This is a genomic window from Microbacterium sp. GQ128, assembly GCF_059758615.1.
Genome location: NZ_JCAXDY010000005.1, coordinates 198538 through 214646 on the forward strand (window position 1 = coordinate 198538; position 16109 = coordinate 214646).

Consider the following 16109-nt stretch of genomic DNA (forward strand, 5'->3'; position numbering starts at 1 on the left):
GCTCAGGAGCGCTCGTCGAGCAGGGCGCGCACTCCCGCCTCGAGCTCTGCCACAGCACCGCGTGCCGCGTCGGCGGAGTCCGCTCGGGCGTCGATGTAGACCTTGAGCTTCGGTTCGGTGCCGCTCGGTCGGACGATGACGCGCGAGCCGTCGCCGAGGCGATACCGCAGCACGTCGCCGGAGGGCTGTCCCGGTGCCGCCTGCAGCAGGTCCTCTGCCGAGGTGATCGTCCGTCCGGCGATGTGGGTCGGCGGCAGCGAGCGCAGCGCGAGCATGACGTTGCCGATGATGGAGAGATCCTCGACGCGCACCGACACCTGGCCGCTCGCGTAGTGCCCGTACGTCTCGCCCAGCTCGTCGAGGAGGTCGATGAGCGTGGCTCCGCGGTCGCGCGCCTCGGCCGCGAGTCCCAGCACGGCGATCGCCGCGGAGACCCCGTCCTTGTCGCGCACCGTCTCGGGGTTCACGAGGTAGCCGAGTGCCTCCTCGAATCCGAAGACGATGCCGGGGGCGCGGGAGATCCACTTGAATCCGGTCAGGGTCTCGTGGAAGTCCAGTCCGTGGTGGGCGGCGACGGCACCGAGGCCGGGCGACGAGACGAGCGAGCAGGCCAGCGAGGCTCCCGGCGTCCCGGCGGCGGCGCGAGCGGCCCGCGCGCCGAGCAGGAGTCCGACCTCGTTCCCCGTCAGGCGACGCCAGCCGTCCGCGGCGGAGTCGTCGGGAACAGCGACCGCCAGGCGGTCGGCGTCGGGGTCGTTGGCGAGGATGAAGTCCGCCTTCACGCGGCGGGCCCGTGCGAAGGCGAGATCCATCGCCCCCGGCTCCTCGGGGTTCGGGAACGAGACCGTGCGGAAGGTCGCGTCGGGCGTGAGCTGTTCGTCGACGACGAACGGCTGCGGGTATCCGGCTTCTCGCACGATGCGCGACAGCGTCTCCCAGCCCACCCCGTGCATGGCCGTGTAGACCCAGCGCATCCCGGAAGATCCGGCCGGCGCGGGAGCCACGGCCGCCGTGGCCGCGATATAGGCGTCGACGACATCCTCGTCGGCGGTCTCGTAGGCCGTGGAGCGCGGCAGCGCCGCCACGGATCCGGAGTCGGCCGTGCGCTGGATGTGCGCCGCGATCTCGGCATCCGCCGGCGCGACGATCTGCGAGCCCTGGTCTGCCCCGCCGAGGTACACCTTGTAGCCGTTGTCGTTCGGGGGGTTGTGGCTCGCGGTGACCATCACTCCGGCATCCGCACCGAAGTGGCGGACGGCGAAGGCGAGCACGGGCGTGGGCAGCAGGCGGGGGAGCAGGATCGCGCGCAGACCGGCGCCGACGAACAGCTCGGCGGAGTCCGTGGCGAACACACGCGAGTTGCGTCGCCCGTCGTAGCCGATCACGACGGTCGGGGTGTGCCCGGGAACCGCCTTCTCGCGGAGGTACGCGGCGAATCCGGCGGCCGCCTGTGCCACGAGCACCCGATTCATCCGGTTGCTTCCCGCGCCGAGTTCGCCGCGGAGGCCGGCGGTGCCGAACTCGAGGCGTGCACGGAAGCGGTCGTCGAGATCGGCCAGGGCCGCGTCGTCCCCGCCGGATGCCCGCGTGATCAGGGCGGCCAGCTCGTCGCGCGTCTCGTGATCCGGGTCCTGTCGCAGCCAGGCCCGTGCCTGCGCGAGCCGCTCCTCGCTCACAGGGCCTCGACCACCCTGGCCAGGAGCGCGGAGATCACGGGTTCGGCCTCACGGCCCGCCTCGATCACCTCGGCATGGCTGAGCGGGGTCTGCTGGATCCCGGCGGCGAGGTTGGTGATGAGGGAGAACCCGAGGATCTCCATGCCGGCCTCGCGGGCGGCGATCGCCTCGAGAGCGGTCGACATGCCGACGATGTGTCCGCCGATGTGCTTCGCCATCTGCACCTCGGCCGGGGTCTCGTAGTGCGGGCCGCGGAACTGGGTGTACACGCCCTCGTCGAGCATCGGATCGATGGAGCGCGCGATGTCACGCAGTCGCTTCGAATACAGGTCGGTGAGGTCGACGAAGGTCGCGCCCTCGAGAGGGGAGTCGGCGGTGAGGTTGATGTGGTCGCTGATCAGCACGGGCTGGCCGGGCGTCCACGTCTCGCGGATGCCTCCTGCACCGTTCGTGAGCACCATGATCTTCGCCCCCGTGGCGGCGGCGGTGCGGACGCTGTGCACGACGCGACGCACGCCGTGGGCCTCGTAGTAGTGGGTGCGCGCGCCGATCACGAGGACGTTCTTGCCCCCGGGCGTGCGGATGCTGCGGAGCGTGCCGACGTGTCCCTCCAGCGCCGGCTTCGAGAAACCGGTCACCTCGGTGGCGGGGATCGTGGCGACGGTCTCGCCGATGATGTCGGCGGCCTTGCCCCAGCCGCTGCCGAGGGTGAGTGCGATGTCGTGATTCTCGACTCCGGTCAGACGCGCGATGTCGGCGGCGGCCTGTGCGGCGACCTCGAACGGGTTCGCGGTCGGGTCGTCGAGAGGGTTGCTGTGCGTTTCGGGCATGGATCCACTCTAGGAAGGTGCAGGCTCCGGGGCCAGGATTGCGGAAGAATGGGTTGCATGTCTTCCACCACTTTCGAGCGCACTCAGCGCGTCGCCGTCCTCGGCGGCGGTCCCGGCGGTTACGAGGCGGCTCTCGCGGCCGCTCAGCTCGGGGCCGAGGTCACCCTGGTCGAGCGGGTGGGGGTCGGCGGATCGGCCGTCCTCACCGACGTCGTGCCGTCCAAGAGCCTGATCGCCACGGCCGATGCGGCGGTGGCCATCTCCGAGGCGAGCGACCTCGGCGTGAACTTCTACGCCAAGGGCGAGAACGGCAAGCCGCTCAAGCCCGAGATCGCGATCAATCTCGCCGCTGTCAACAAGCGTCTCATCGCGCTCGCGGGGCAGCAGTCCGAGGACATGCGGGCGACACTGCTCGAGGCCGGCGTCCGGATCCTCTCCGGGCACGGGCGCCTCGAGGGGCCCACCGCGATCGTGGTGTCGACGGGCGAGAAAGGCACCGACTTCGACCGCGTCGAGGCCGACACGATCGTCGTGGCGGTTGGTGCCTCACCGCGTGAACTCGACTCGGCCAAGCCCGACGGCAAGCGCATCCTCACCTGGACGCAGCTCTACGACATGAAGGCGCTGCCGGAGCATCTCATCGTGGTCGGCTCCGGCGTGACGGGTGCGGAGTTCGCCTCCGCCTACATGAACCTCGGCGCCAAGGTCACGCTCATCTCCAGCCGCGAGCAGGTGCTTCCCGGCGAGGACAAGGACGCGGCGAGCGTCCTGGAGAAGGTGTTCAAGCGCGGTGGGATGCAGGTGCTCTCGAAGTCCCGCGCCGACAAGGTCGAAGCCACGAAGGAGGGCGTGACCGTCACGCTGTCCGACGGTCGCACGGTCGAGGGGAGCCACTGCCTGATGGCGGTGGGCTCGATCCCGAACACCGCGGGTATCGGCCTGGAGGAGGCCGGCGTCGAGCTGGACGACTCGGGTCACGTGCGGGTGAACAAGGTCGCGCGCACCTCGGTGCCCAACGTGTACGCGGTGGGGGACTGCACGAACTTCTTCCCGCTCGCCTCGGTCGCCTCGATGCAGGGGCGCACAGCCGTCTTCCACGCGCTCGGCGACATCGTGATCCCGCTGGAGCTCATCAAGATCACCTCGAACATCTTCACCGCTCCGGAGATCGCAACGGTGGGATACGGGGTCAAGGACGTCGAAGACGGCGTCGCGGACGGCATGGTCTACAAGCTCCCGCTCGCGGCCAACCCGCGCGCGAAGATGATGGGCATCAAGGACGGCTTCGTCAAGCTCATCGCGCGCAAGGGATCCGGCACCGTCATCGGCGGCGTGATCGTGGCCCCCAAGGCCTCCGAGCTGATCTACCCGATCGCCGTGGCCGTCGAGCGCCGCCTCACGGTCGATCAGGTCTCGCGGGTCTTCGCCGCATACCCGTCGCTCTCGAGCAGCATCACCGACGCGAGCCGCGCGATGCACCTCGTGAACATCTCCTGAAGGGCGGGTCTTCGCCGAAACCCCGACTTCACGCCGAGACCCCGGGTCGCATGTGTCTGCGACCCGGGGTCTCGGCGGTAGTCGGGGGTCTCGCCGAGGCGAGGAGGCGAGGCGTCAGCTGATCGTGAGCAGCTGGTGTCCCGCGGAGACCGTGGTGCCGGCATCCGCGTTGATGTTGCCGATGACGCCGTCCTTGTGCGCCTGCAGAGGCTGCTCCATCTTCATGGCCTCGAGCACAACGACGAGGTCACCCTTGACGACCTGTTGCCCGTCTTCGACGGCGATCTTGACGACGGTGGCCTGCATGGGCGACTTCACGGCATCGCCGGATGCGCCGGCGTTCGCCGTGGTGGCGTGGCTGCGACGCGACGGCGGTACGACGGCGGGACGCCCCGCGGTGCCCGGTGCGACCGCCACGCGATCCGGCAGGCTCACCTCGAGGCGCTTGCCGGCGACCTCGACGACGACGGTGTGGCGCGACTCGCCGGCGGACGGCGACTCGAGCTCGCCGTCCCACGCGGGGATGTCGTTCACGAACTCGGTCTCGATCCAGCGGGTGAAGATGCCGAACTCGCCGTTCTCGGCGGTGAACGCGGGGTCGCGGACGACCTTCCGGTGGAACGGGATGACAGTCGGGAGGCCGGCGACCTCGAACTCGTCGAGTGCGCGGCGGGAGCGCTCCAGCGCCTCCGCCCGGTCCTTGCCGGTGACGATGATCTTCGCGAGCAGCGAGTCGAACGCTCCCGAGACCGAGTCGCCGGCGGTGACCCCGGAGTCGAGACGGATGCCGGGACCCCCGAAGGTCTTGAAGACGTGGATCGGGCCGGGCTGGGGGAGGAACCCGCGGCCAGGGTCCTCGCCGTTGATGCGGAACTCGATCGAGTGGCCCTGCGGCTTCGGGTCGTCGTAGTCGATCGTGCCGCCGGCCGCGATGCGGAACTGCTCGCGCACCAGGTCGATGCCGGTGACTTCCTCGGATACCGGGTGCTCGACCTGCAGACGGGTGTTCACCTCGAGGAACGAGACGGTGCCGTCGGCGCCGATCAGGAACTCGCAGGTGCCCGCGCCGACGTAGCCGACCTCCTTGAGGATGGCCTTCGACGCCGAGTAGAGCAGGTCGTTCTGCTCTTCGGTCAGGAACGGAGCAGGAGCCTCTTCGACGAGCTTCTGGTGACGGCGCTGCAGCGAGCAGTCGCGCGTCGAGATCACGACGACGTTGCCCGCGGAGTCGGCCAGGCACTGGGTCTCGACGTGGCGCGGCTTGTCGAGGTACTTCTCGACGAAGCACTCGCCACGACCGAACGCGGCGACGGCCTCGCGAGTGGCCGACTCGAACAACTCGGCGACCTCGTCGAGCTCGCGGGCGACCTTGAGGCCGCGTCCGCCGCCGCCGTACGCCGCCTTGATGGCGATCGGGAGGCCGAACTCCTTCGCGAAGGCGATGACCTCGTCGGCTCCGGACACGGGACCCGGCGTTCCGGGGGCGAGGGGAGCGCCCACCTTCTCTGCGACGTGACGCGCGGTCACCTTGTCGCCGAGTGCTTCGATCGCCTCGGGCGACGGGCCGATCCAGGTCATCCCCGCATCGATGATGGCGCGGGCGAACTCGGCGTTCTCCGCGAGGAAGCCGTAGCCGGGGTGCACGGCGTCGGCTCCGGCGCGGCGGGCGATCGAGAGGATCTTCTCGATCTGCAGGTAGGTCTCGGCGCTGGTCGAGCCGCCGAGCGCGTAGGCCTCGTCGGCGAGTCGGGAGTGCAGGGCATCACGATCCTGGTCGGCGTAGACGGCGACCGACGCGATCCCGGAGTCTCGGGCGGCGCGGATGATGCGTACGGCGATCTCGCCGCGGTTGGCGATGAGCACCTTGGCGATAGCAGGCATGGTTGCCAGCCTAGCGAGAAGGCCCTCGATCCCTTTGACGACTCCCCACAAGAAAGTGGGAGAAACGTGGAGGGGAGTCTACGACCACAGATCCGTCCACCGGACGCCGAGCTCCGCCGCCAGGCGCCGCACGGTCGAGAGGGACATGCCCACGACGGTCGAGGGATCGCCGTCGACCCGCGTGATGAAGGCGCCGCCGAGGCTGTCCACCGTGAACGCTCCGGCCACGTGCAGCGGCTCGCCCGAGGCGACGTAGGCGGCGATCTCGTCATCGCTGACGTCTTCTGCGAAGGTCACCGACGCCTCGGCGACGGCCGTCGCCTCGATGGGCTCCTCGCCGGGGATGATCCGGAACACCGAGTGCCCGGAGTGCAGGATGCCGGTCGCGCCGCGCATCTCCCGCCAGCGCCGGGTGGCCTCCTCCGCGGTGTAGGGCTTGCCGTAGACGCGCCCGCCGAGCGCGAACATCGAATCGCCTCCGATCACGAGACCGTCGAACTCGCCCGCCTCGGCAAGGGTCCGGGCGACCGCAGCGGCCTTGGCGCGGGCGAGGAGCAGCACCAGCTCGGCGGGGGCGAGCGGGGCGCCGCGTTCGGTCTCGGCGGCTGCGGCGACGGCGTCCTCGTCGACATCCGGAGAGAGGGTGAGCGGCTCGATCCCCGCCTGCCGCAGCAGCATCAGTCGGGCGGGAGACGTGGAGGCGAGGCAGACGCGCATGTCCACCACCGTATCCTCGAAGGATGACTTCCTCCCCAGCCGACGTGCTCGAGCTCGACATCACCGGCATCGCACACGGGGGCACCTTCGTCGCCCGCCATGAGGGCCGCGTGGTCTTCGTCTCCGATGCGATCCCCGGGGAGCGCGTGCGCGCCAGGGTGATCGCCCCGCAGGAGGGGGCGGACGCGTCGACGCGCAGCTTCTGGCGAGCCGAGACGATCGATGTCCTCGACGCGTCGGAGCACCGCCGCCCGCACATCTGGGCCGAAGCCGATCTCTCGCGTGACCCTGCCGACCGTCCGGGCGGAGCCGATCTCGGCCACATCGACCTGGGACACCAGCGGGTGCTCAAGCGCCAGGTGCTGACGGAGGCCCTCGACCGGTTCGCGGGTCAGGGGCTCGACGCTCCGGAGATCGAGGCCGTCGATTCCGGTGACGGCACCGGCTGGCGCACCCGCGTCACCCTGCACGTGGACGAGTCGGGCGAGGTCGGTCCCTTCGCCGCGCGCAGCCACCGCGTCATCCCCGTCAGCAGCTACCCGCTCTCGCGCCCCGCCATCGCCGAGGCCGCACTCGCGCTGCACGGCGAGGCACCGGGACGCATCGAACTCGTCGAGCCCGCAGACGGCCGGGTCCGCGTCATCCGGCGGGAGGAGACCGAGCGGCCGGCGAAGGTCGCTCGCGGTTTCCGTCGTCGTCCGACTCCGGAAGTGATCGAGGAGGTCGTCGGCGACCGCCGCTTCCAGGTCGACTCCACGGGGTTCTGGCAGGTGCACCCGCGGGCTGCATCCGTGCTCGATGCCGCCGTATACGGCGTGCTCGAGGGGCACGTCGACGAGGAGAAGACGCACTACGACCTCTACGGCGGCGTCGGGCTCTTCGCGGCGACCCTCGCCGACCTCGGCGGCACCGACATCGTCACGGTCGAGTCGAGCGCCCGGGCCACCCAGCACGCCGCCGCGAACCTCGCCCCGCTCGACGTGAAGGCCGTGACCGCGCGCGTGGATCGCTTCCTCTCCACGCAGAAGGGTGCGGGGCGCACCGGAGCCGTCATCCTCGACCCGCCGCGCGCCGGGGCGGGTCGCCAGGTCGTCGAGGCGGTGCACGCCCTCGCGCCCGAGGCGATCGCCTACGTCGCGTGCGATCCGGTCGCGCTCGCCCGAGACCTCGGGACGTTCCGGACCCTCGGGTGGAAGGTCGACCGCCTGCGCGGCTTCGACCTCTTCCCGCACTCGCACCATTTCGAGGTCGTCGCCCTCCTCACGAGGTGACCGATCCGGGCTGCGGCCAGGTACTCACTAGGCTGGGTGGATGAGCAGGGTCGCACTCATCGACGATCACGAGTCCGTTCGCCTCGGCCTCGAGGCCGCGTGCGCGCGTGATTCGCAGACGGTGGTCTTCTCCGGCAGCACGGTCGTCTCCTACCTCGAGTGGCGAGTGGCCTCCGGGTCCGCTCCGGCCGACGTGGTCGTGCTCGACCTCACGCTCGGCGACGGATCGACCGTGACGGAGAACGTGACCTCGCTCGTCAGCGACGGGGCGAGCGTCGTCATCCACAGTGTCGCGGACCGTCCCGCAGCGGTGCGCGAGGCGCTCGCGGCCGGGGCCGCCGGCGTCGTCAGCAAGTCGTCCGCTCTCGACGACGTCCTGGATGCGATCCGGACCGTCGCGCAGGGCGAAGCGCTCAACAACGTCGAATGGGCCAGTGCCGTCGACGGGGATCGGGCCTTCGCCGACGCGCAGCTCTCCACCCGCGAGCGCGAGGTGCTCCGGCTCTACGCCACGGGGCTGCCGCTGAAGGCCGTCGCCGAACGCCTCGGTGTCGCGTACTCGACGGCCAAGGAGAACATCACCCGCGTCCGGGTGAAGTACGTCGAGGTCGGTCGCCCGGCACCGACCAAGGTCGACCTCCTCCGTCGGGCGATGGAGGACGGGATCGTCGCGGCCGACGGGGCGCCGAGTGCCCGCTGATCCGCTCAGCATCCGCGATGCCTGGAGCAAGATCCCCTCGCCCGGCAGCGCGGACACCGAGTTCGAGCGCTTCACCGGCAAGCGCATGGAGCGTATCCTCGCGATCGTCGTGGCGATCGGTTCGGCCGCGCTCGGCGTGCAGGCTCTGATCGCGGCGTTGAGCTCTCCGTCACGGGCCGACGCGGCGGACGTCATGATCCTGACCGTGGTGTTCGTGCCCCTGGCGGCCATGCTCGCGGCCTGTCTGATCGGCCGCGGTGTGCGCCTCTTCTCGGGCATCTTCGCCGTGGTCTACGTCCTCGCACTCGCCGCATGGCCGACCGTCGTCGACCCGACGGACAAGAGCGCGGGCGATCAGCCGTGGATCTTCTTCCTCGTCAACGTCGGGGTCGTCGCGGCCATGCTCGCGTTCCCGCTGCGGCTCCAGTTCGCCTGGGCGGCCGGGATGCCGTTCGTCTACGGCTACGTCCGGCTCGTCCAGGGCGGGTTCTCGCGGGAGTTCTGGGTCACGACCGCTTTCGACGTGTCGTTCACGCTGATCCTCGGCGTGGTCATGATCTCGCTCGGCTGGATGTTCCGCTCGGTCGCGGCGGGCGTCGATGAGGCCAGAGGGCAGGCCGTCGCGTCGTACTCGACCGCTGCTGCTGCCGCCGCGGCGGAGGAGGAGCGGGTGGCCATGTCCGCACTCATGCACGACAGCGTTCTGGCTGCACTGATCGCCGCCGAGCGCGCGGAGGGCGATCGGGCGAAGGAGCTGGCGGTCGCGATGGCGCGGGAAGCGCTCACCCGCCTCGCCAACACCGAGGCCGCCGTGGCGCAGGAGGGCAGCGACGAGCCGATCGGAACGGCGCAGATCGTGGTGGAGCTCCGTCGAGCGCTCTCCGAACTGGGCGCCGATGCGATCGTCGAGGAGCGCGGCGGGATCGGGCTCATCCCCGGTCGCGCTGCCCGGGCCCTCGTGCTCGCCGCGCGTCAGGCCATCGGCAATTCCGTCGCACACGCCAACGGGCGCGGACTGCACATCATCGCCGAGGGCCATGGCGATGAGGGGATCGCCGTGACGGTGTCCGACACCGGACCGGGTTTCGACGTCGAGAGCATCGGCGCGGATCGCCTGGGCATCCGGGCGTCGATCCTGGCTCGCATGGCCGGTGTCGCCGGCACGGCGGAGATCCGGTCGGACGAGCGGGGCACGACCGTGGTCCTCGGATGGGAGCGCTCGTGAACCGCACCGTCCGCAGCGTCGCGACCTCGCTCGCCGTCGGGTTCGCGCTGTACTTCGTCGCGCGCGGAATCTGGTGGATCGAGCAGCCCACCGCACCGCTGCTGATGGTCGTCGCGATCGGTCTGTACCTCGCCGTGGTCAACATCGCGATCCTCGGCAGCGCCGCTTCGGTAAGGATGCCTCTGTGGTCGGCTGTGCTGGCGCTGCTGGCCAGCGCCGCGATCCCCGCGCTCGTGACGTTCTCGCTCGACCCCGCCGACCGTACGGCGCCTTTCGCGACCTGGTACATCGGTGCGCTCGGCCTGCTCGGGGTCGTGTGCATCGTCCGTCGTCGGTTCCTGGTCGGCTGGGCGACGCTCGCGGTCCTCGTGATGGAGGCATCCGCGTATCTGGGCCTCGGGGTGGCGTTGAGCCTCGGTCTGGTGGGGTCGATCATGTGGGTGGTCGTCGCCCGACTGCTCGTGATGTTCTGGGATCGTGCGGTCCGCGACACCGAGCGCCTCGCCGAGATCCAGCAGGCGGTCTCGGCCTGGCACGCGACACAGCGCGTGCGTCAGCGCGAGCGGCGTCTGCGCACGCAGTTCGCTCTGGCTGTCGCGGGTCCCGTGCTGAGCCGTGTGGTGGCGTCTCGCGGTGCCCTGAACGAGAAGGAACGCTTGGACGCGCGCCTCGCCGAGGGGCGGCTCCGGGACGAGCTCCGCGGTGCGGACCTGCTCAACGACGCCGTGCGCAACGCGATCGATGCCGCGCGTCGGCGCGGCGCGGTCGTCACGGTGTTCGACGAGGGCGGTTTCGACGGCATCGCGGAGGAGCGTCGGGTCGAGATCCGCGACGAACTGGCCGTCGTGCTCACCCGCGCGCAGAGCGCTCGCCTCATCATCCGCTCGGCACGTGATCCCCGCGTCGTGGTGACGGTGGTCGGCCGAGCCGGCACGCGCGCCTCCGGAGACGACGATTCCGTCGACCTGTGGCACGAGATCCTGCGGGTCTCCGCAGCGGGCTGATCGCCGCCCCTCGGCTCCGGTGGGGGAGGGGACCGGAGTCGAGGCGGTAGAGAGTGGGCGAGGGGCGGCGTATCCGCCTGCCCCTCGCCGTGCGGACAGTTACCCGAAAACCGTCCGCTGGTGGCCGATCAGCGTCTGTCTACCCTGGGACAGAGAGACCAGCCGAACGCGAAGCGTCTCACTCAGTCTGAAGGTTCTTCCAATCGTTGTCTGTAGGTATTTTGGGGGACACGTTTTCTCCTCCGATGGGGGATCATGGGACGATGCGAACGCGCCGGGGCACGAATCTTCCACGGATGGGCGACTTCAACCAGTCCGTCGTGCTGGAGGCCATCCGTCAGTCCGGCGAGGGGTCGAGCCGGATCGAGCTCGCCGCGGCCACCGGCCTGTCGGCCCAGACCGTCACGAACATCACGCGGCGGCTGCTCGACGACGGTCTCATCCGCGAGGCCGGGCGCACGATCAACGGGCCGGGCAAGCCCCGGGTCACGCTGCGGCTCGTCCCGGACAGCAGGTTCGCGGTCGGAGTGCACCTGGACCCCGCCGTCATGACGTTCGTGCTGCTCGATCTCTCCGGTGCGGTCGTGCGGCGTACGAGCGCGCATACCCCCGACATGGAGCCTCGGCGGATCGTCGAGGCCATGGCGGCGACGATCGACGCGCTCATCACGGGATCGGGGGTCGACCGGACATCGATCGCCGGGGTGGGGATCGCGGCCCCCGGGCCGCTCGATGCGGAGAAGGGGACCGTGATCGATCCGCCGAAGCTCCGGGGCTGGAACCGGGTGCCGCTGCGCGCAGTCCTCGCCGAAGCGACCGGTTTCCCGGTGGTGCTGGAGAAGGACACGACCGCTGCCGCGGTGGGCGAGCTCTGGATGCGCAGGGCGTCGGCCGATGACTCGTTCGTGTTCGTGTATCTGGGTACGGGTATCGGTGCGGCGCTGGTGAGACAGGGGGAGGCGGTCCGCGGAAGCACACGCAACATCGGAGAGGTCGGCCACATCATCGTGGACCCGGATGGACCGTCGTGTACCTGTGGATCCCGCGGCTGCGTCGAAGTCGTCTGCACGCCGCAGGCCATCGTGGCGCAGGCGGCGCGTGCGGGAGTGTTCCCCGACGATCAGGGGGTGAGCGATGTCGACGCCGTCGAGGCGCGTCTCACGGATCTGTGCGACCGGGCGGCGGAGGGGGACGCGCTCGCGGACGGCGTGCTGCGGCAGGCCGCGGCGCACATGTCGGTGCTGACGGCCGCGCTGACGAACATGCTCGACGTCGACCGCGTGGTCTTCGGCGGCCCGTTCTGGTCGCGACTGTCCGACGTCTATCTGCGTGAGATCCCCGGCCGGCTAGACACCGCGAGCGCCACGCGCGCGGTGCGCTCGCTGCCTGTCGACGGCACGGTCGTCGGCGACGATGTGGGCGCCGTGGGAGCCGGCTGCGTGGTGCTCGATTCGCTCCTCAGCCCGCGCGCGTCGGCACTGCTGCTCGGGCACTGATCCCCATCAGCCGGAGAATCTTCCCCAGGGGATGTCCCGACGCAGCGGACGGCGGAGGGGACGCTGCGTGCGGGTCCACGCCGAGACGGACGGCTCTTCGACGACGGCGTCCGCCGCCTCGGTGACGTACGCCTCGCTGATCACCGCGATGAGTGCGGCGAGTTCCTCTTCGGTGGCCGCCCCGCGGGTGATCTCGAGCATCGGGGCGGCATCCCCCGACACTCCGCTCGGCGTCTCGTGCGCGGTCACAGCGGGATGTTCCCGTGCTTCTTCGGCGGAAGCTCGGCGCGCTTGCCGCGCAATGCGCGCAGTGCCTTGGCGATCGAGACCCGGGTGTTCGCCGGCTCGATGATGCCGTCGAGCTCGCCGCGCTCGGCCGCGAGGAACGGCGACGCCACGTTGTACGTGTACTCGTTGGCGAGACGGGTGCGTACGGCGGCAACGTCTTCGCCGGCTTCCTCGGCCTTCTTGATCTCGCCTCGGTACAGGATGTTGACGGCGCCCTGACCGCCCATGACCGCGATCTCCGCCGTCGGCCACGCGAGGTTCACATCCGCGCCGAGCTGCTTCGAGCCCATGACGATGTACGCGCCGCCGTAGGCCTTGCGCAGGATGACGGTCACCAGCGGCACGGTGGCCTCGGCGTATGCGTAGAGCAGCTTGGCTCCGCGGCGGATGACGCCGGTCCACTCCTGGTCGGTGCCGGGAAGGTACCCGGGCACATCGACGAGGGTGACGATCGGGATCGAGAAAGCATCGCAGAAGCGCACGAAGCGGCTGGCCTTCTCACCGGCCTCGATGTTGAGCGTTCCGGCCATCTGGGACGGCTGGTTGGCGATGACCCCGACCGATCGTCCCTCGATGCGACCGAATCCGATCACGATGTTGGGGGCGAACAGCGGCTGGACCTCGAGGAAGTCGCCCTCGTCGACGATGTGCTCGATCACCGTGTGGATGTCGTAGGGCTGGTTCGTCGAGTCCGGCACGATCGTGTTCAGCGTGCGATCGGCGTCGGTGGTCTCGAACTCGAACGTGCTCTCGTACGAGGGCAGTTCTGCCATGTTGTTGTCGGGGAGGAAGCTGAGGAGCGTGCGCGCGTAGTCGATCGCGTCGTCCTCATCCTCCGCGAGGTAGTGCGCGACGCCCGAGCGGGTGTTGTGCGTGTACGCGCCGCCGAGCTCCTCCATGCCCACGTCTTCGCCGGTGACCGTCTTGATCACGTCGGGTCCGGTGACGAACATCTGGCTGGTCTTGTCGACCATGATGACGAAGTCGGTGAGTGCCGGCGAGTACACCGCACCGCCGGCCGCCGGGCCCATGATGATCGAGATCTGCGGGATGACGCCGGATGCGCGGGTGTTCAGGCGGAAGATCTCGCCGTACTTGCCGAGCGCCACGACGCCCTCCTGGATGCGGGCGCCACCCGAATCGAGGATGCCGATGCAGGGCATGCCTCCGGAGAGCGCGAACTCCATGATCTTGACGATCTTCTCGCCGGCGACCTCGCCGAGCGATCCGCCGAAGGTCGAGAAGTCCTGGGAGTACACCGCGACGGTGCGCCCGTTGATCGTGCCGACGCCGGTGACGACCGAGTCGCCGTAGGGGCGGGACCGGTCCATGCCGAACGCGGTGGTGCGGTGGCGCACGTACTCGTCGAACTCGACGAAGCTCCCGGGGTCGACGAGCAGCTCGATGCGCTCACGGGCGGTCATCTTGCCCTTCGCGTGCTGCTTCTCCTTCGCCTTCGCTTCCGCGTCGACGACGGCTTCCGAATAGCGAGCGCGCAGATCCGCGATCTTGCCGGCGGTGGTAAAGAGGTCGGGCTTGTCCGTCACGGATTCCACCCTAGCGTCGGGTCGACGCGCTCCGTTGGATGCTCGGCACAACGGGTCGGCCGATCCTTTGGCGATGAGCGCGCGGACTTCAGCGCGGCGCGTCGTCCGATTCGGAAGACGAGGCCGCTTCCGGCGGAGCGGGGACGCTCGTGCTCCCGGCCTCCTCCTGTTCCAGGGCGGGGTCCGTCTTCGGGGTGCGTCCGAGGGAGAGCGCCTTGCGACCGACCCACTCGACACCGCGTACGGTCGTCCCGGCGGCGCCCGCCACCGCGGAGCCGGCGTAGCGCGCGCCGCGCAGCATCCGCAGTTCGAGTTTCTCCGCGCCGACGACGGGCTCGAGTTCCCGGGGGAGATCGATCGGTGCGGCCCCGAACGCCTTGTGCGATGTGGTCAGCACGCGACGACCCAGGATGTGGTTTCCGGCGCCTCCGATCGCGGCGCCGATGCCGAACGGCAGCGCCTTGCCGATGACCGAGGCCCCGCCTTTGGCCGCGAACTGCTTCACGAACATGCTCTTCAGCTGGTCGACCAGAGGTCCGACGGCGGCGCGGGGGAGGGACTTCGTGACCAGCTCGCCCCAGTAGGACGATCTGCTTCCGCCGCGTCCGGCTATCTGCCCGGCCAGCTGTCCGACGAGGTCGACGCCCTCCTTGCCCAGCATGAGCGTCATCACGAGGGCGCGTGCGCGATCGGGGTTCGCGACCGCGATGCCGTGCACCTCTGCGACGGACTGCGCGAAGAGCGCGGTCGACTCCACGAAGCCCACGGTCTCCACTCCGGAGAGCGCGAGCGTGACGCCCGTGCCGATGCCGGGGACGACGGCGGTCGCGCCCACCGCTGCGCCGCCCGTGGTCACGGCTGCGAGGTAGCGCCGCTCGAGGATGCGGATGATCTCGGCGGGCGATGCGTGGGGATTGCGCAGGCGGATGCTGCGGATGTGGGCCAGGACGAGGGGTCGCTGGATCGACAGCACGCGGTCGAGTCCGCGCACCATCATCGGATGCTCCGGGGAACCGGTGGGCGGCACGCCCTTGTCCCACGGGGCGTCATCCGGCAGGGAGTGGATCTTGTGCACCTTGGGGGCCATGCAGTGATCCTACGAAGCCCGGCCGCGAAAACGCCGAAAGCCCGGTCCCTCGGAAGGGACCGGGCTTTCGTGATGAGAGATCAGACGAAGAGGTTCGCCCGCTCCAGGTCTTCGGCGAAGTCGACCTCGACCGCGTACAGGTCGGAGACGTCCATCGGCTCGAGCAGCAGGCCGTCCTCGGCGATGGCGAGCTCGAGGCCCCGCTCGAAGTAGTCCTGGTCCTCGACGCGCTGCAGCTGGCGCATGAACGCCTTCTTGTGCGTGGACGAGATGTAGTTGATGCCCACGGCCTCACCCAGACCGCCCTTGACGGTCTTGGACAGCTCGTTGATGAAGCCCTCGGCGGTGACCGTGTACTTCACCTCTTCATCGCTGACCTTGGAGGTGTTGACGGTGACGAACGACTGGTCGCGCTCGATGTAGGCGGCCGCGCGTCCGAGGATCATCGGGTCGAACACCACGTCGCCGTTCATCCACAGCACGCCGCCCTTGCCGGTCGCGCCGAGGGCGCGCAGCAGGCTCTTCGACGTGTTCGTCTCGTCGTACCGCTCGTTGTGGACGTAGTTGACTGCGGGGAAGGCGTCGATGATGGTCTCGGCGCGGTAGCCGACCACCGTGGTGATGCGCGCGTCCGAGCCGAAGGCGGCGCGGATGTTGTCGTGCTGCTGGCCCATGATCGTGCGGCCGTCGCTGAGTTCGGTGAGCGGCTTCGGCAGCGCGCGGCCGAGGCGCGAGCCCATGCCGGCGGCGAGGATGACGGTCTGAAGAGTCACGAGTGCTCCTAAAGGAAGTTGTGTTCACGGTCGATTCACCGACCAGACACTTCGTCGTGCCGAGTTCATGGTAGCGAGGCAGCCTGGGAAGCCCCGGGTCGGGGACCCTCCCGTTGT

Annotated in this window: 14 protein-coding genes; 6 read left to right on the plus strand and 8 right to left on the minus strand. The window is 69.7% G+C overall.

Annotated elements, in window-relative coordinates; genetic code table 11:
• Positions 1-2: 2 nt before the first annotated feature.
• Both AC6CHX_RS16770 and AC6CHX_RS16775 read right to left on the minus strand, forming a co-directional pair.
• Positions 3-1676, minus strand: a complete 1674-nt coding sequence (locus tag AC6CHX_RS16770) for a phospho-sugar mutase (RefSeq protein WP_498273733.1) — start codon at positions 1674-1676, stop codon at positions 3-5.
• Positions 1673-2506: a purine-nucleoside phosphorylase gene (locus tag AC6CHX_RS16775; protein WP_452326949.1), complete on the minus strand. Its 834-nt coding sequence runs from the start codon at positions 2504-2506 to the stop codon at positions 1673-1675. Before AC6CHX_RS16775 ends, AC6CHX_RS16770 begins: the two co-directional genes overlap by 4 nt.
• 48 nt (positions 2507-2554) lie before the next feature.
• On the opposite strand from AC6CHX_RS16775, the gene AC6CHX_RS16780 reads away from it, so the two are divergent.
• On the plus strand, positions 2555-4003 hold the full coding sequence (locus AC6CHX_RS16780; RefSeq protein ID WP_029262532.1) for an NAD(P)H-quinone dehydrogenase: 1449 nt from the start codon (positions 2555-2557) through the stop codon (positions 4001-4003).
• Between the two features lie 114 nt (positions 4004-4117).
• Here AC6CHX_RS16780 and AC6CHX_RS16785 read toward each other — a convergent pair whose 3' ends face one another.
• Both AC6CHX_RS16785 and AC6CHX_RS16790 read right to left on the minus strand, forming a co-directional pair.
• A complete protein-coding gene (locus AC6CHX_RS16785; RefSeq protein ID WP_498273734.1) occupies positions 4118-5884 on the minus strand; it encodes an acetyl/propionyl/methylcrotonyl-CoA carboxylase subunit alpha in 1767 nt (588 codons plus the stop codon).
• Positions 5885-5962: 78 nt separating this feature from the next.
• Positions 5963-6601, minus strand: coding sequence for a Maf family protein (locus tag AC6CHX_RS16790; RefSeq protein WP_498273851.1), 639 nt, complete (start codon positions 6599-6601; stop codon positions 5963-5965).
• Positions 6602-6624: 23 nt separating this feature from the next.
• Here AC6CHX_RS16790 and AC6CHX_RS16795 point away from each other — a divergent pair, with 23 nt between their 5' ends.
• From AC6CHX_RS16795 to AC6CHX_RS16815, 5 genes are all read left to right on the plus strand, one after another.
• Positions 6625-7872 (plus strand): class I SAM-dependent RNA methyltransferase, encoded by a 1248-nt coding sequence (locus AC6CHX_RS16795; RefSeq protein ID WP_498273735.1) that lies wholly within the window; start codon positions 6625-6627, stop codon positions 7870-7872.
• Between the two features lie 40 nt (positions 7873-7912).
• A complete protein-coding gene (locus AC6CHX_RS16800; RefSeq protein ID WP_136041549.1) occupies positions 7913-8572 on the plus strand; it encodes a response regulator transcription factor in 660 nt (219 codons plus the stop codon).
• Entirely contained in the window at positions 8562-9797 is a 1236-nt protein-coding gene (locus tag AC6CHX_RS16805) for a sensor histidine kinase (RefSeq protein WP_498273736.1), read from the plus strand. Before AC6CHX_RS16800 ends, AC6CHX_RS16805 begins: the two co-directional genes overlap by 11 nt.
• Positions 9794-10801, plus strand: a complete 1008-nt coding sequence (locus tag AC6CHX_RS16810) for a hypothetical protein (RefSeq protein WP_240745029.1) — start codon at positions 9794-9796, stop codon at positions 10799-10801. The genes AC6CHX_RS16805 and AC6CHX_RS16810 overlap by 4 nt, the downstream gene beginning before the upstream one ends.
• 296 nt (positions 10802-11097) lie before the next feature.
• On the plus strand, positions 11098-12297 hold the full coding sequence (locus AC6CHX_RS16815) for an ROK family transcriptional regulator (RefSeq protein ID WP_136041567.1): 1200 nt from the start codon (positions 11098-11100) through the stop codon (positions 12295-12297).
• Positions 12298-12303: 6 nt separating this feature from the next.
• Here the strand turns inward: AC6CHX_RS16815 and AC6CHX_RS16820 are convergent, their stop codons facing one another.
• The 4 genes from AC6CHX_RS16820 to AC6CHX_RS16835 form a co-directional block, all read right to left on the minus strand.
• A complete protein-coding gene (locus AC6CHX_RS16820) occupies positions 12304-12546 on the minus strand; it encodes an acyl-CoA carboxylase subunit epsilon (RefSeq protein WP_342589072.1) in 243 nt (80 codons plus the stop codon).
• Complete coding sequence (locus AC6CHX_RS16825) at positions 12543-14132, minus strand: acyl-CoA carboxylase subunit beta (protein ID WP_446724439.1); 1590 nt, start codon at positions 14130-14132, stop codon at positions 12543-12545. The genes AC6CHX_RS16820 and AC6CHX_RS16825 overlap by 4 nt, the downstream gene beginning before the upstream one ends.
• An 88-nt stretch (positions 14133-14220) precedes the next feature.
• Positions 14221-15219: a hypothetical protein gene (locus tag AC6CHX_RS16830; protein WP_498273737.1), complete on the minus strand. Its 999-nt coding sequence runs from the start codon at positions 15217-15219 to the stop codon at positions 14221-14223.
• Between the two features lie 80 nt (positions 15220-15299).
• The gene (locus tag AC6CHX_RS16835; protein ID WP_091030288.1) at positions 15300-15992 is read right to left on the minus strand and encodes a phosphocholine cytidylyltransferase family protein; all 693 of its coding nucleotides are present in this window, start codon (positions 15990-15992) and stop codon (positions 15300-15302) included.
• Positions 15993-16109: the final 117 nt, after the last annotated feature.

Coding starts and splice junctions, on each gene's coding strand:
- AC6CHX_RS16775 (WP_452326949.1), bottom strand. CDS start 2,506: ATGCCCGAAACGCACAGCAACCCTCTCGACGACCCGACCGCGAACCCG.
- AC6CHX_RS16795 (WP_498273735.1), top strand. CDS start 6,625: ATGACTTCCTCCCCAGCCGACGTGCTCGAGCTCGACATCACCGGCATC.
- AC6CHX_RS16815 (WP_136041567.1), top strand. CDS start 11,098: ATGGGCGACTTCAACCAGTCCGTCGTGCTGGAGGCCATCCGTCAGTCC.
- AC6CHX_RS16830 (WP_498273737.1), bottom strand. CDS start 15,219: ATGGCCCCCAAGGTGCACAAGATCCACTCCCTGCCGGATGACGCCCCG.
- AC6CHX_RS16780 (WP_029262532.1), top strand. CDS start 2,555: ATGGGTTGCATGTCTTCCACCACTTTCGAGCGCACTCAGCGCGTCGCC.
- AC6CHX_RS16790 (WP_498273851.1), bottom strand. CDS start 6,601: ATGCGCGTCTGCCTCGCCTCCACGTCTCCCGCCCGACTGATGCTGCTG.
- AC6CHX_RS16800 (WP_136041549.1), top strand. CDS start 7,913: ATGAGCAGGGTCGCACTCATCGACGATCACGAGTCCGTTCGCCTCGGC.
- AC6CHX_RS16785 (WP_498273734.1), bottom strand. CDS start 5,884: ATGCCTGCTATCGCCAAGGTGCTCATCGCCAACCGCGGCGAGATCGCC.